This window comes from Hymenobacter metallilatus, assembly GCF_003944705.1.
GTDB classification, from domain to species: Bacteria; Bacteroidota; Bacteroidia; order Cytophagales; family Hymenobacteraceae; genus Hymenobacter; species Hymenobacter metallilatus.
Map to the genome: position 1 here is coordinate 353,886 of NZ_RWIS01000002.1, position 13,418 is coordinate 367,303.

Below are 13,418 nucleotides of genomic sequence, written 5' to 3' on the forward strand. Positions count from 1 at the left end.
ACTGCATACGGGGGCAGTAGTTGGCGCTTAGCCGCAACTTCTCAAATTGGCCTCGTTGGGCAAAGATGCTGTATATGCTACAACTGGCTAACCCACAACCACTACCTGCTAATCCAAAACCAACCCCCCATCCACAATCCGCGTAGCTTTGGCCTGAACCTGAACTGTGCCCCCCGACTATGACAACCGACTCACTGGCTACTGCTTCTCCCTCTGATCCGACCAACCAGCTGCCTCTCGTGCAGCACGACCCCTGGCTGGCCCCGTATGAGCCGGTATTGCGGCGGCGGCAGCAGCGGCTGGCGCAGCGCCTGACCGAAATTACGGCCCAGCATGGCTCCGTGGGTAAGTTTGCGCTGGCCCACCAGCGCCTGGGGCTCAACTACGACGGCCGCCGCCGGGGGTATTGGTTCCGGGAGTGGGCTCCGGCCGCCGAAGCCCTGTATCTGGTTGGCGACTTCAACGGCTGGGACCGGCAGGCTACTCCGCTTACCCGCGGCCAGGATGGGGTATGGGAAGTGTTTCTGGCCGATAAAGACTACAAAGACCGTCTCACTCACCACTCGCTCTATAAAGTACACGTGGTAACGGCCAAGGGAGGCAAAGACCGGTTGCCGGCCATGCTGCGCCGGGCCGTGCAAAACCCCGAAACCAAGGACTTCGCCGGGCAGGTGTGGCGCCCGGAGCAGCCCTTCGTGTGGTCGGATCAGAAGTTTCGGGTGCCGAATTTTGTGCGTGAGCCGCTGATTTACGAGGCCCACGTGGGCATGGCCCTGGAAGAGGGGAAAGTGGGCTCCTACCTGGAATTTGCCGAGCACATTCTGCCCCGTATTCAGGCCGAGGGCTACAACTGTCTGCAGCTGATGGCCGTGATGGAGCACCCGTACTACGGCTCCTTCGGCTACCACGTGGCTAACTTCTTCGGGGTGTCGTCGCGGTTCGGTACGCCCGAGGAGCTCAAGCAGCTCATCAACGAGGCCCACCGCCGGGGCATTGCCGTGCTGCTGGACGTGGTGCATTCCCACGCCGTAAAAAACGAGGCCGAGGGCCTGGCCGATTTTGACGGCTCCGGCGGCCAGTATTTCCACGAGGGGCCCCGCGGCAACCACCCCGGCTGGGATTCCAAGCTGTTCGACTACGCCAAGCCTGAGGTGCAGCAGTTTCTGCTCAGCAACCTGCGCTACTGGCTGGAGGAATTCCATTTCGATGGATTTCGCTTTGATGGCATCACCAGTATGCTCTACCACCACCACGGCGAGGGAGTAGGTTTCGGGAGCTACGAGCAGTACTTCGGCCAAGACGCCGACGAGGATGCTATTCTTTACCTGCAGCTGGCTACCACCCTGGTGCGGGAACTGAAACGCAGCGCCCTGCTCATTGCCGAGGATATGAGTGGTATGCCCGGCCTGTGCCGGCCCATTGAAGAGGGCGGCATCGGGTTTGATTTCCGCCTGGCCATGGGCATCCCGGATTACTGGATCAAGCTGCTCAAACACACCCGCGACGAAGACTGGAACCTGCACGACCTGTGGCACGTGCTCACCAACCGCCGCCAGGGCGAAAAAACCGTGGCCTACGCCGAAAGTCACGACCAGGCCCTGGTAGGCGACAAAACCCTGGCCCACTGGCTGCTCGATAAGGCCATTTACGAGCATATGCACAAGGATGACCCCGACCCCGTGGCGGCCCGGGGCGTGGCCCTACACAAGCTTATCCGGCTGGCTACGCTTAGCCTGGGCGGCGAGGCCTACCTCAACTTTATCGGCAACGAGTTCGGCCACCCCGAGTGGGTGGATTTTCCCCGGGAAGGCAACGGCTGGAGCCACCATTTCGCCCGTCGCCAATGGAGCTTGGCCGATAACCCGGAACTGAAATTCCAGTACCTGCTGCAGTTCGACCAAGCCATGCTCCGCCTGGTAAAAGGCAACCGGCTGCTCACGGCGGGGCCGGCCCGTCAGCTCAACCTGGATACAACCAATCAGGTCCTCATTTTCGAGCGGGGCAATCTGGTGTTCGTGTTCAGCTTCCACGTTGACCGTAGCGTGCCCGACTACCGGTTCCCGGTACCTACCGCCGGCCGTTACCGCATCGTGCTCAACTCCGACGACGCCCAGTTTGGCGGTTTCGGGCGGGTTGATGCCGGCCTGACCTACGAAACCTTCAGGGAGGATGGAGTGGATAAACTCAGCCTCTACATTACCAGCCGCACGGTGCTGGTGCTGGCCCGGGTATAGTTTTTAGTTGTCAGTTGTTCGTTGTCAGTTGTTCGTTGTTCGTTGTTAGTTGTTAGTTGTTCGTTGTCAGTTGTTAGAAAGATCCTAACAACTGACAACGAACAACTGACAACGAACAACTACTGCTTGGTTTTGCGGCCGGTGCGGGCAACTTCCAGGGCGTCTTCAATGCGCTGGAAGCGGGCCTCGTCTTTTTTGGTGCGGGCAATGCGCATGGCCAGGTCCTTGCGCTGAGTAAAGGGCAGGGCATCAAACTGCCCGCGGAGGCCAGCCCGTTCGAGGGCTTGCTCAAAGTCGGCGGGCAGTTCAATACCGCCGGGTTCGGTGTCGCGCTCCAGTATCAGGTGCGCGGTATCCGTCCAGGTTTTGTTGATGGCGTTGCGCACTTCTTTGCGGATGCTGAGCATATGTTGCCCGTCGCCGAACGGCACTAGGTTGGTGCGGATGGGAAATCCATCAATGGTGCCAATAACCGGCAGCGGACCTTTTACCCCATAGGTATCGGGTACACTGAACGGAACGACCAGGAAAACGCCACTATCGGCCCCATCCATTTCCAGGGGCGCGTCGAATTCATGGCGGAGGGGGGTGTCGGTACTCATGCGGTAGGCGGAAAAAAAGGAACTGCGGACTGGTGTCCGGGCAAACGGGTTTCAAGTTGCTGCAGCAGGCGGCGGAGCGTTTCCGCGTCGGTGGGCTCTACCAGTTGCAGGCGGTCGGGGGCCACCTGGTAGCGCGTCCGCAGGCGGTGGGCCAGCTCGTCGGAGGCGGCCAGTATCAGGTCGGCGCGGCGCAGGGCCAGGCGTTCCAACTCCAGGGCCCAGCCCCGGTCGGCGGGGGTGGCGCGCTCCTGGGCCAGGCTGTGCACGTGCAATACCAGCGGCCGGCCGGTTTGCTGCCGGATTTCCAGCGCCGCCAGCCAGGTGGGCCAATCGGGGGCGTAAATTACGGCAAAGGTATCCTGCAAGGCCTGGCGGGTAGCAAAGCGGGCATACTGAATTACCTGAAAGTTGAGGTCGGCATCCGGGGCCAGGTCCACTCCGAGCACGGCCAGTGCCTCGGGCAGCGTAGCATGTACGGCCGTCCGAATCCCCGCCGCCTCGGGCTGTACGGGGGCAGTCGGGCGGGTGGGTGCCGCCGCTGTGCCCGGGCCGGGCTCAGCTTCTGCCGGAGCTAACTCGCTCTGATTCCGGAGCAGCTCATCGGCTTGTCCTTCTTCCGTAGCCTCCGTGAGGGTCGCAATAGAGTGTAACACGGCGGCCCGCGTCGCCCGCTGGTCGATAACGGCGGGCCGCTCCTCCAGGGCCGGCAGCATGGGCAGGGTGGCCGCAGCCAGGCCCGGTGTGGCCCCCAGGTAGGGTGAGGCGGGCGTGTTCCAGCCGCCGCTGGCCCCGCTGGGCCTGTTGCCGGGACTGGTGTCGGGGCCGGCTGCGGGGCCGGCTGCGCCATCGGTGGCGGTGCCGGAGTAGGGGGCCGCCGGGTGCTGCCAGGCTGCCGGGTGCTGGTTGGCTGGTTGGCTCGGAGCCAGGGCCTGGTCGGGTGTCAGGTCGGCCAGGGAGGTTACCTGCGCTGCCGGTGCCAGTGTTGCTGCCGGCAGATGCGGAACCATCACCCGCACCGGAGCAGTAGTAGCCAGGGTTTCAACCAACAAACCAAGCGCCGGAACCGATTCCCCCGTGCGGGGCGCATCGTTCCAGCCAAGCAACAGCACAGGCAAGGGAGCAGAAGGCATAAAAAAAGGTAGCTAGGCAGTAACCCGGAGTACGGCAAGGTAGAGAAAAAAGGTACCGGTAGTGCCAAATCTGCATTCAGTCGAAAACCTGCCCGGGGTGCTGGGCCGTAGCCGGTAGCTTTTTACCTTTGTTGTTCGCCGCTGCTGCAGCCCCGCTGCCAGGCGCGCCCTTTTCCCGTCTTCTCCTGACCTGACCCCTTCGCATGGCCGAAAATTTCGATAGCAACTACATGGTCAATGACCTGGCTACCCGCTCCCGCCAGGAAATGTATCCGGGCCGGGTACTTTCGGGCCAGCGGCAGGGCACTGATTTTATTTTCCGCTGCGACAATGGCGTGCAGCTTAGCCTGCAGGTGATTACCGATAAAGTACTGCGCTTCCGCTACATCACGGAGGGTATGTTTCCGCCCGATTTCAGCTATGCCTTCCCCGAGGGCGTGCCCGCCCGCCAGGAGCTGGAGTTTCTGGAGTTTCGTGAGAAGCCCGACCACTTCCGCATTACCACCGACCGGCTGATTTGCGTGGTGGACAAGGAAAACCTGCGCACCCGGGTGCTCAACCGCTCCGGCCTGGTGCTTACCGACGACGAAAAAGGCTTCCACTGGGAGTACGACTACGACTCGGGCAACGACCTGGTGAAGATGAGCAAGCAGGTGCAGAGCGGGGCCCATTACTACGGCCTCGGCGACAAGCCCGACAACATGAACCTGCGCGGCAAGCAGTTCACCAACTGGGGCACCGATACCTACGGCTACCAGAAAGGCTCCGACCCGCTCTACAAGAACATTCCCTTCTTCCTGGCCCTGCACCAGAAGGTAGCCCACGGCATCTTTTTCGATAACACCTTCCGGGCCTCCTTCGATTTTGCCGCCGAGCGGGCCGATGTGGCCTCCTTCTGGGCCCAGGGCGGGGAAATGAACTACTACTTCATCTACGGTCCTTCCTTGATGGAAGTCACCGAGGAATATACCCGCCTCACGGCCCCGCCCGAGCTGCCCCCACTCTGGGCTCTGGGCTACCAGCAGTGTAAGTGGAGCTACTTCCCCGAGAGCAACGTGAAGGCCATTGCCCAGGGCTTCCGCGACCGGAAAATCCCCTGCGACGCCCTCTACCTCGACATTGACTACATGGATGGGTACCGGTGCTTTACCTGGAACCCCACCCATTTCCCGGAGCCGAAGCGCATGGTGCAGGAGCTGGCTCAGGATGGCTTCAAAACCGTGGTGATTATCGACCCCGGCATCAAGATTGACCCCGATTACGCGGTATTCCGGGAGGGGCTGAAGAACGACTATTTCTGCCGCCGTGCCGATGGGCCCCTGATGAAGGGCTCGGTGTGGCCCGGTCTCTGCAACTTCCCCGACTACACCCGCCCCGAGGTGCGCGAGTGGTGGGCTGGCCTGTTCAAGGGCCTGATTGAGGAAGTGGGCGTGAAGGGCGTGTGGAACGACATGAACGAGCCGGCCGTGTTTGAGAAGGGCACCTTCCCGGATGACGTGCGCTTTGGCTACGACGGCCACCACGCCTCCCACAAAAAGGCCCACAACATCTACGGGATGCAGATGGCCCGCGCCACCAACGAGGGCGTGAAGCGTTTCAGCTACCCCGACCGGCCCTTCACCATCACGCGCAGCACTTACGCGGGCGGGCAGCGCTACTCCTCCGGCTGGACCGGCGACAACATTGCCTCCTGGGAGCACCTGTGGCTGGCCAACATCCAGTGCCAGCGCCTGAGCATTTCGGGCTTCTCGTTTATCGGTTCCGATATTGGCGGTTTCATTGATACGCCCGATGGCGAGCTGTACGTGCGCTGGGTGGCGCTGGGGGCCTTCCACCCGTTCTTCCGCACCCACAGCTCCGGCGACCATGGCGACCAGGAGCCTTGGAGCTTCGGGGAGAACTACATGGAGCTGGCCCGGGGCTTTATTGAACTACGCTACCGCCTGCTGCCCTACGTGTACACCACCTTCTGGCAGCATGTACAGCAGGGCACGCCCATGCTGCGCCCCCTGGCCTTCCTCGACCAGGCCGACACCGATACCTACCTGCGGATGGCCGAGTTCAGCCTCGGCGACCACCTGCTGGTATGCCCCATTACCACGCCCGGCGCCGATGGCCGCTGGATGTACCTGCCCCGCGGCGACTGGTTCTACTACTACACCGACGAGGCCAAAACCGGTGGCCAGGAGGTGTGGGCCGCCGCCGACCTGTCTCGAATTCCGCTGTTTATCAAGGCCGGAGCCGTTATTCCAATGTACCCGCTCATGCAGTACGTGGGCGAGAAAGTGGTGGAAGAAGTGACCCTGCATGTGTACTTCAAGCAGGGAACCGAAACCAGCGTGCTGTACGAGGATGGGGGTGAGGGCTACGGTTACCAGCAGGGCCAGAGCACCACCCGCCGTTTCCGCGTAACCGGCTCCGAGAACGGCCTGCTGCTGCAGCAGGAGCAGGAAGGTCAGTATCAGCCCACCTGGAGCACCTACCGCGTGGTGCTGCATGGCCTGCCGTTCCAGCCCACTGCCTTCAGCACCGATGGCCAGCCCGCCACCGCCACCGAAGCCGCCCTGGAAACCGGCCTCACCCTGCCCGCCGTGGTAGTCGGGGCTGGTTTCACGGAGCTGGTGATTGGGTAGAACCACTATCATTGCGAGGACGAAGGACGTTCTGCGCGTCAAAAGGGGCCAACATACTCGCTATAGCAGAGAGATACGCGGTAGGACTTTCATAAAGATTAAGTCACTTGAATAAAAAATAATTTGATAGTAAAAAGACTAGATGTATTATTGAACTCATTAATCACCTAACTTCATAAAGCTATGAGAAAAATTGTGCAATTTGGTTTGTTGGCAAGCGTTTTGTGGGGGGAGTTGTGAGAAGGTGAAGCCGGTAGATGGTACAAGTTCAAGAGTGCAAAATAGTAAAAAAGAAATTTGGAGTGATTTTTTGAATAAAATTGAAAATAATGAACAGGAAGATCCACTTGGGCAATATGTAAGTAAGAAAAATTATTTGAATTTTGATGGAAGTGGTCTTCGTGCAGTTCGTGCAAAATACAATTATTACGAACGTTCATTAGATAAAAAAACAGATGGAGAATATACGAGTAACTATGTGGCTCCCACAGAACCTTGTGAAACAGCTGGTTGCGGTGCTACATATTCTACGCCCGTTTTTGTTTCTAGTGAAAATGATGGATTATACAATGACTTAGATAATCCAAATGGATATATATATGATCTTAAAATTGTCAGTAATAGTGGTGTTAATCCCAATAATCCGCCCGGTTATACCAGATTGCCAATAGACCTTAATGACAAAGCAGGAGGGAGTTATATATATTTAACCTTTGTGCGAGATCCTAAAAAAGTGCAAAATGCGAGAGAGTATTACCAAAATTCAGTGTATGCTAGCGGTCCTGTTACTAATATAGAAATAAAAACTGGTGGCAGTAGTCCGCCGAGCCCAAGTCCATACTATTATCATATATACGAATATAGTTCTTCGGGATATGCATATTTCGGGGCTCAGGATTTGAATAATGGTGCTTGGGGGTCACATATATGGTCCTATCAAACGAAACAACCTGGAAACCCAATTGAAATTGGAATACTTTCTGGTGATGCAGATAATATTCAGCCTCCATTAGGCTGGTATAAATATTCAACTGATTTGAATCAAGGGGCAGGCGGAAAATTCATCTATTTGTGTAAAAAAAATAGATAATTATGAAGCGTGCCATGATAATGATGATTTTATATTTTTTGTTTACGGCTTGGTCTTTGGGTCAGGAAGTACAACACGAAAAACATAAACCTAAATTTTATATATCTGTATCTAGAGGGTATAACAAATATGAAATTTTTTATAAAAATAATTCCGCCCTGCCGCCTACAACTCTTTATTTTGGTCCCTGGCAATTAGTCGCTGCACTTAATGTTAATAATCGGTTATTTATTGAGTCTTCATTGCTTCGACACACTGAATATAGCAGAAGTTCGGCAATGGGTATCTCTACAAATGGTATTCCTATGGCTGAATATTTAACTAGTAGTCTTAAGGCAACAGGTTTTCCATTGATGATTAGGTATGCGCTTAGAAAAGACGATAACAAACGTCTTCAAGTTGATATTTTAAGTAATATAGTATTCGTGAAGCATAAAGCTGATTCTGAGTTTAAGCGAATTGAAGGATCTGATACAGTAGGTTATTATTACGTGCAAGGAAGCTCATTCAATGTCTATGCTATGGTTGGTGTCTCCGGACGTTATCTTGTGTATAAAAATCTGGAAATAATCGGGCAAATCGGCTTTAATCATGTTTTAAAGAGTGTGCCCGCGGAAGTACATACGGCCGTAATTGGTAACCGTACAGGATTAACAGGTAACCATACTATAGGTCTTCGTTACAAATTCGATTTTAAATTCGGTAAAAATGATAAATTATAAATAAATTATTTAAATTTTTTAAAAAAATTACAACGCCCTGTGGAATATGTAGTATTTCAAACTGCATATTCTGCGGGACGTTTTGATTATTTACTAAATAAATTCTTTATTACACGAAATATCTTCACACCCCAATCCGCTCCCGCAGGTACTGGTACACCTCGGGGCTGCTGAGCAGGGTGCCGTGGTGAAGCTTGGCGTACACGTGGGTACTGATGAGCAACTCGGGCGGAGAGGCGGGGTCCTGGAACACGCGGCCCCGGGCACTGCCCGCGCCCACCAGCCCGTCGCCGAAATAGTCGTGCAGGGCAGAGGTGGCCGATTTGAGCAGGGAACCCACCAGAATGTGGTAGCGCACCCCCGGTAAGGGCGGCACTACCGTGCGGGGCGGAAACAGGTCGTCGGCGTGCTCACTCTGCCAGTCAGCATCTACCAGCCGGGCGTGGCGCAGGTCCTTAATGCCGTTGCTGCGCTTATCAATCAGCCCGCTGATGGCCCGGGTGGGCCAGAGGTTAATTTTGCGCAGAATCAGGCTGGTGAGGTGGCTGTTCTGCTCCAGAAACGACCCATCGTTGGGCACGCCCAGCAGAAACACGTCCCGCAGCCGGCCTAGCCAAAGTGAGTTGTTAGTTGTTGGTTGTTCGTTGTTAGTTGTTCGTTGTTGGTTGTTGGAACCTGACAACTGACAACTGGCAACGAACAACTCATTCTGACTTCCATAATACCCAGCTGAGCGGATTACCAGCCCGCCCATACTATGGCCTACCAGTATCAACTCGCCCACAGCCTCGGGGCAGGTAGCCACCAGCTCGGAGAGCAGCTGATGCAGCTGGCGGCCGTTTTCCGAAATGTGCAGGCCGGTATTGTAGCGCACGTACAGACAGCACACGTCGGTTTCCTGCTGCAGCCGCGGGCCGAAGCGGAGGTCGTCGGGGCCATTGCCGGTTTGCCAGATAATTTCGTCGCCCATCAGCCCGTGCAGAAACACCACGGTTTTGCGCGGCCGCCCATCGGCAGCCGGCTGTAAGCCCAGCTCCGCCACCGGCACATCAGCCTCGTAACGGCGGAAGCTCATCCGGATGGCCCGCCGGTCGTGGCGGGCGGCCAGCTGGTCGCCGAAAGCTCCATTGAGTACTGGCAGCGTAAAATGCAGGTTGTCCTGGCCCACACGGTAGAGCAGGCCTGCCCCGTTAAAGGGGGCCCGGGCGGCCCGGCCCATGGCCGCCGCCACCCGCCGCCAGCGCGAAGGAGCAGGGCCGGGGGGCGTAGGAGCATCAGCAGAATCGGAATCGGAGGGTGGGTCCAGGGGTTCGGTCACGGAATTAGGAGTTTGCGTACCAGCAGCCCTTCCGGCGTACTTAGTCGCAAAAGATACACTCCGGCAGGCTGTCCGTGCAACTCGATGTGCCGGCCACTGGCCTGAGCCAAGGGTACGGCAGGGGCCTGGGCTACCACGCGGCCGGCAGCGTCCGTTACGTCGAAGGCTGCCGTGGCCACAGTTGGCTCGGCCAGGGATGCCAGGTTGAACTCGCCGCCGGCCCCCGGATTGGGATAAATGCTGAGGGCCTCCTGAAAGCGGGGTGGGGCCGTAGCCGATACCGTGCCCTGCAAAGAAACCTCATCCACGTACAGCGTGGAGGTGCCGGTAGCCTGGCCGTTGCCAGCCACAAAAAACAGCCGCAGCGTGTCGGGGGTGGCCGCCGAAATATATCCCAAGGGCAACGAAACCTGCCCGTACGAGGTCCGCGGCGGCAGTACGTCGGCGTAGCCGGCAATCAACTGAATGGCATTGCCGCCGCCGCGCGTCAGCACAATGTACACGCCGGCCGTATCGTTGGTGGCGGTGCTGAGCTTGTACCAGAACCGCAGCTCCCGGGGGCGGCCGGAGTACGGTACCCCACTAATGCCGTAGGTAGACGGGCGGAAACGGTTGCCAAGCAGCAGCAGAGCCGGGAAGGCCGCCCCGAAATACGTTTTGCTCTCGATACGGGCGGCAAAGCTGCCAGCCTGTTTGTCAGTGGATTTAGTAACGGTACCCAAGGCCAGCGGAACTCCCTGGCTGCCATACAACTCATCCGAGGAGTACCAGCCATCCGGGCTTTCCAGCGTACCGCGGGGCACCCAGGTTTCCATGCCTCCGTTGGGAATACCCTGCGCCTGCAAGGTCAGGGATAGGGCCAGCAGCCAGGCCAGTAGCATAAGGCGGTGTAGCAGTGTTTTCATGGCTAGGGGGGAAGAGGCCAGGGGCACTCATTTTCTGGCCGGGGCGGATCGATATACTAAATATAGTCATAATCATATGCTCGTTCAATCACATAATCAGGTGATAAAGAGCAGGTAGCAGGAAAGCATCCGGAGTACCTGTTTCAGGCGGCGTCTGTGGGTGCCGTATTGGCCGGGGGGAAGGCAGCGCCGAGTACGGCTCCGGTTACCAGCCCCCCGAGGTGGGCCGCATTGTCGGTGGCGTAGGTCTGCAGGCCGCCCGCCAGACTGCCGGCCAGCAGGTAAAGCACAAACAGGCCCACCGTATAGCGCTGGGTGCGGGCCAGGGCCCGGGGCCGTCGAAGCAGGGTAGCCAGCAACAGGCCATACAGGCCAAAAATGGCCCCCGAAGCACCCACTGAGTTTACCCCCTGCGTATGCCACCACAAACTGGCCAGGCTGCCGCCTACTCCACAGAGCCCGTACACCAGCAGCAGCCGGCGTGAGCCGGTAAGCCGCTCCGTAAGCAGCCCCAAGAAGACCAACGAGGCCATATTCATAAGCAGGTGGGCCACGCTGCCGTGCAGGAACACACTGGTCAGCAGCCGCCAGGGCTGTCCGTGCAGGGTAAGGGGCGAAAAGTTGGAGCCCCACCGCACCAGCGTGGCCGCAGTAGGCTGCCACAGAGAGCCGCCCCCCAAGGCCAGAAGCCCGTACCCCAGCAGATTCAGCCACAACAGCAACGGCGTTACGCGGTAGCCTGCCCGAAAGCCCGCAATGCCCCGCACGGTACCCCAAAGCAGGCCCCCGGCTGGGGGCTCGGGCGCCGGGGGCTGGGCCGGACCGGGGTCTGGTACCGGCGCTGCTGCCTCCGGCACCAGGCCCCGGCGCTGCAACTCCTGCACCGCTGCCTGCCCGACGGCGGCAGGATACTGCGCGGCATGCTGGGCCAGGTACAAAAGCTCAGCATCGGTTTTGCCGGCAAACAGCTCGGCGGGAGTTAGTGGGGCAGACATACGCAACAACGCAAACGGCACCACCCCAGCCGGGAGTGGTGCCGTTTGCGCGTCATAAATCCTGCCAGCTCCTCCGGGGCCTGACAGGATTACATCTGGTTACGGCCGGAAGAGCGGACAGCGGCCTTGGTAAATACAATAACGGCTCCATCGTGGGCGCGGGGGCCAAAGGCTTCTATGGCCCGCTGTTTCTTCAGCACCACAATGCGGGCAATGGAATCGGGCGGAATGCTGCGTACGGCGTGGGGGGCTTCGCCGGTCATGGCGTCGCTGGGCAAGAGGCTGCCATCCAGTACATAAAGCGGGTTCTGGTTGCGGTGCGGAGCCGGCAGGGAGCTGACAACTTTGTACTCTTCGGATGGAGCCGTTTTGGCTGTGCCATTCAGGCTGGCCAGGGAGCCGGCAATGGGTTGCTTGCGGGAGGGCAGGCCCTGTACTTCCCGCCCGATGTCCTCGGCTTCGGCCGCCTGCACAAATGCCTCCTTCGATTCTGTTACCTCAGCTCCCACGCTATACTGCGTTTTCAGCGTTTGCAGGGAGGAGCGCCGTAACAGCATACCCTGCTCCATTTCGTTGAGGCGGGCTTCCATTACCGGGTGCAGATGCTGGTCGTAGGCGCGGGCCTTCATAAACCAGCTGATGCGCTCCAGCGCCAGATCAACCTGAGTGGGAAACAGCGAGGAGGCGGAGTCGCCCTGAGCCTGGGCCGTGAGGTAGGCCGCGGCGTTTTCGGCCAGCCAGTAGCGGCGGGTAGTGCGGGCATAGCGGCCGGTAGCAGTTGTATCGGCGCGGTCCTGGGCAGGTAGCTGCCGCCGGGTAGCCGCTACCTGCTGGGCCGTTTCTGCCTCAAAATCGGGCATACGGTTGGTTTTCACGGCTTCCAGCACGATGGGTTGGGTGGCAGCCGCTGGAGTAGCCTTGGAGGGGGCAGCGGAGTCGCGCAGGCCCCACCAGGCTAGGCCTCCCACGGCGGCGGCAATAAGCCCGGCCGGCCACCAGCGCGTCAGGGGAGAAGGAGCAGATTCGGCGTAGGCATCGTACAGCGGTGTGGGAGCGGCCACCAACTCCCGGTCGGGAGCGGGTTTGGCTATAGTTGCCCCGCGGCGGCGCAGCTCCCGGCCCGCTTCAGCCACCAGCGCGGCATGGTATAGCTCCGGGTGCTGCACCAGGTACTGCAGCTCTTCGGTAGGTTTCTGTAAAAATGAATCAGACGACGAGGACATGCGTAAGTGAAAAGAAAAATACTGAAAAAACCGGCTCTAAATTCACGAAAAGACGGGGCATTACAAGGGCTCCGGCTCCAACGCCAGCGGCTAAGATGCGTATAGCAGCAAGCTCACCCGCCGCAAGAGTCAAGGCCCGGGTTTTTCCCTGGATAGTGCAGCACCCCCCAGAACTCTCCCGTGAGGCTCCTGGCTTCTGTCCGGAGGGCCATGCGGGGAGCAGTGGTACCCATGCTTCGGGTAGGGAGGTGGGTTGGGCAACTCTGTAACTTCTCATCTCTTTTCGCATCCGTATGGCTCAGCATCCTTCACAACCCGCCGAAGAACCACAACAAGCCCCTAAAACTCCCGAAACCACCCAGGAGCAGCTTCCGCACAACAGCGGGGCTGGCATTCGGGGAGGCTACGGCAACGCCGACCAGACCAATGGGTTGGAAGGCGGCCAGAACTCGCCGGCCGAGAACAGCGCCCCGCAAAAAACCGAGGAATAACGGCACCTTGCCGCTACCAGCGCCCCGCTGCTTACAGTTCGGCTGTCGGCAGCGGGGCGCTGCTGTGCAGATCCG

At 58.6% G+C, this 13,418-nt stretch carries 11 protein-coding genes; 5 read left to right on the forward strand and 6 right to left on the reverse strand.

The genetic code is table 11. The features are described from left to right. The first annotated feature begins 179 nt into the window (after positions 1-179). The gene (locus EI290_RS04880) at positions 180-2,234 is read left to right on the forward strand and encodes an alpha amylase C-terminal domain-containing protein (RefSeq protein WP_125427319.1); all 2,055 of its coding nucleotides are present in this window, start codon (positions 180-182) and stop codon (positions 2,232-2,234) included. Positions 2,235-2,353: 119 nt separating this feature from the next. On the opposite strand, the gene EI290_RS04885 is transcribed toward EI290_RS04880, so the two are convergent. Together EI290_RS04885 and EI290_RS04890 are read right to left on the reverse strand one after the other, a co-directional pair. Continuing rightward, positions 2,354-2,836, reverse strand: coding sequence for a YdeI/OmpD-associated family protein (locus EI290_RS04885; RefSeq protein WP_125427321.1), 483 nt, complete (start codon positions 2,834-2,836; stop codon positions 2,354-2,356). Further along, positions 2,833-3,966, reverse strand: a complete 1,134-nt coding sequence (locus tag EI290_RS04890; RefSeq protein ID WP_125427323.1) for a glycosyltransferase — start codon at positions 3,964-3,966, stop codon at positions 2,833-2,835. The genes EI290_RS04885 and EI290_RS04890 overlap by 4 nt, the downstream gene beginning before the upstream one ends. A 203-nt stretch (positions 3,967-4,169) precedes the next feature. Between EI290_RS04890 and EI290_RS04895 the strand changes: the two genes are divergently transcribed. From EI290_RS04895 to EI290_RS04905, 3 genes are all read left to right on the forward strand, one after another. Next, complete coding sequence (locus EI290_RS04895) at positions 4,170-6,599, forward strand: glycoside hydrolase family 31 protein (protein WP_246008853.1); 2,430 nt, start codon at positions 4,170-4,172, stop codon at positions 6,597-6,599. Between the two features lie 244 nt (positions 6,600-6,843). Beyond that, positions 6,844-7,689, forward strand: a complete 846-nt coding sequence (locus EI290_RS04900) for a hypothetical protein (RefSeq protein WP_125427325.1) — start codon at positions 6,844-6,846, stop codon at positions 7,687-7,689. 2 nt (positions 7,690-7,691) lie between these two features. Next, positions 7,692-8,411, forward strand: coding sequence for a hypothetical protein (locus EI290_RS04905; protein ID WP_125427327.1), 720 nt, complete (start codon positions 7,692-7,694; stop codon positions 8,409-8,411). Positions 8,412-8,535: 124 nt separating this feature from the next. Here the strand turns inward: EI290_RS04905 and EI290_RS22365 are convergent, their stop codons facing one another. From EI290_RS22365 to EI290_RS04930, 4 genes are all read right to left on the reverse strand, one after another. Next, positions 8,536-9,729 carry an esterase/lipase family protein gene (locus tag EI290_RS22365; RefSeq protein WP_185816850.1) on the reverse strand — a complete coding sequence of 398 codons (1,194 nt, stop codon included), beginning with the start codon at positions 9,727-9,729 and terminating at the stop codon, positions 8,536-8,538. Beyond that, a complete protein-coding gene (locus tag EI290_RS04920; RefSeq protein ID WP_125427333.1) occupies positions 9,726-10,634 on the reverse strand; it encodes a T9SS type A sorting domain-containing protein in 909 nt (302 codons plus the stop codon). Before EI290_RS04920 ends, EI290_RS22365 begins: the two co-directional genes overlap by 4 nt. Positions 10,635-10,777: 143 nt before the next feature. Beyond that, on the reverse strand, positions 10,778-11,629 hold the full coding sequence (locus EI290_RS04925; RefSeq protein ID WP_125427335.1) for a rhomboid family intramembrane serine protease: 852 nt from the start codon (positions 11,627-11,629) through the stop codon (positions 10,778-10,780). Positions 11,630-11,718: 89 nt separating this feature from the next. Next, positions 11,719-12,852 carry a hypothetical protein gene (locus EI290_RS04930; RefSeq protein WP_125427337.1) on the reverse strand — a complete coding sequence of 378 codons (1,134 nt, stop codon included), beginning with the start codon at positions 12,850-12,852 and terminating at the stop codon, positions 11,719-11,721. 293 nt (positions 12,853-13,145) lie between these two features. Here EI290_RS04930 and EI290_RS04935 point away from each other — a divergent pair, with 293 nt between their 5' ends. Then, the gene (locus EI290_RS04935) at positions 13,146-13,343 is read left to right on the forward strand and encodes a hypothetical protein (RefSeq protein ID WP_125427339.1); all 198 of its coding nucleotides are present in this window, start codon (positions 13,146-13,148) and stop codon (positions 13,341-13,343) included. Positions 13,344-13,418: the final 75 nt, after the last annotated feature.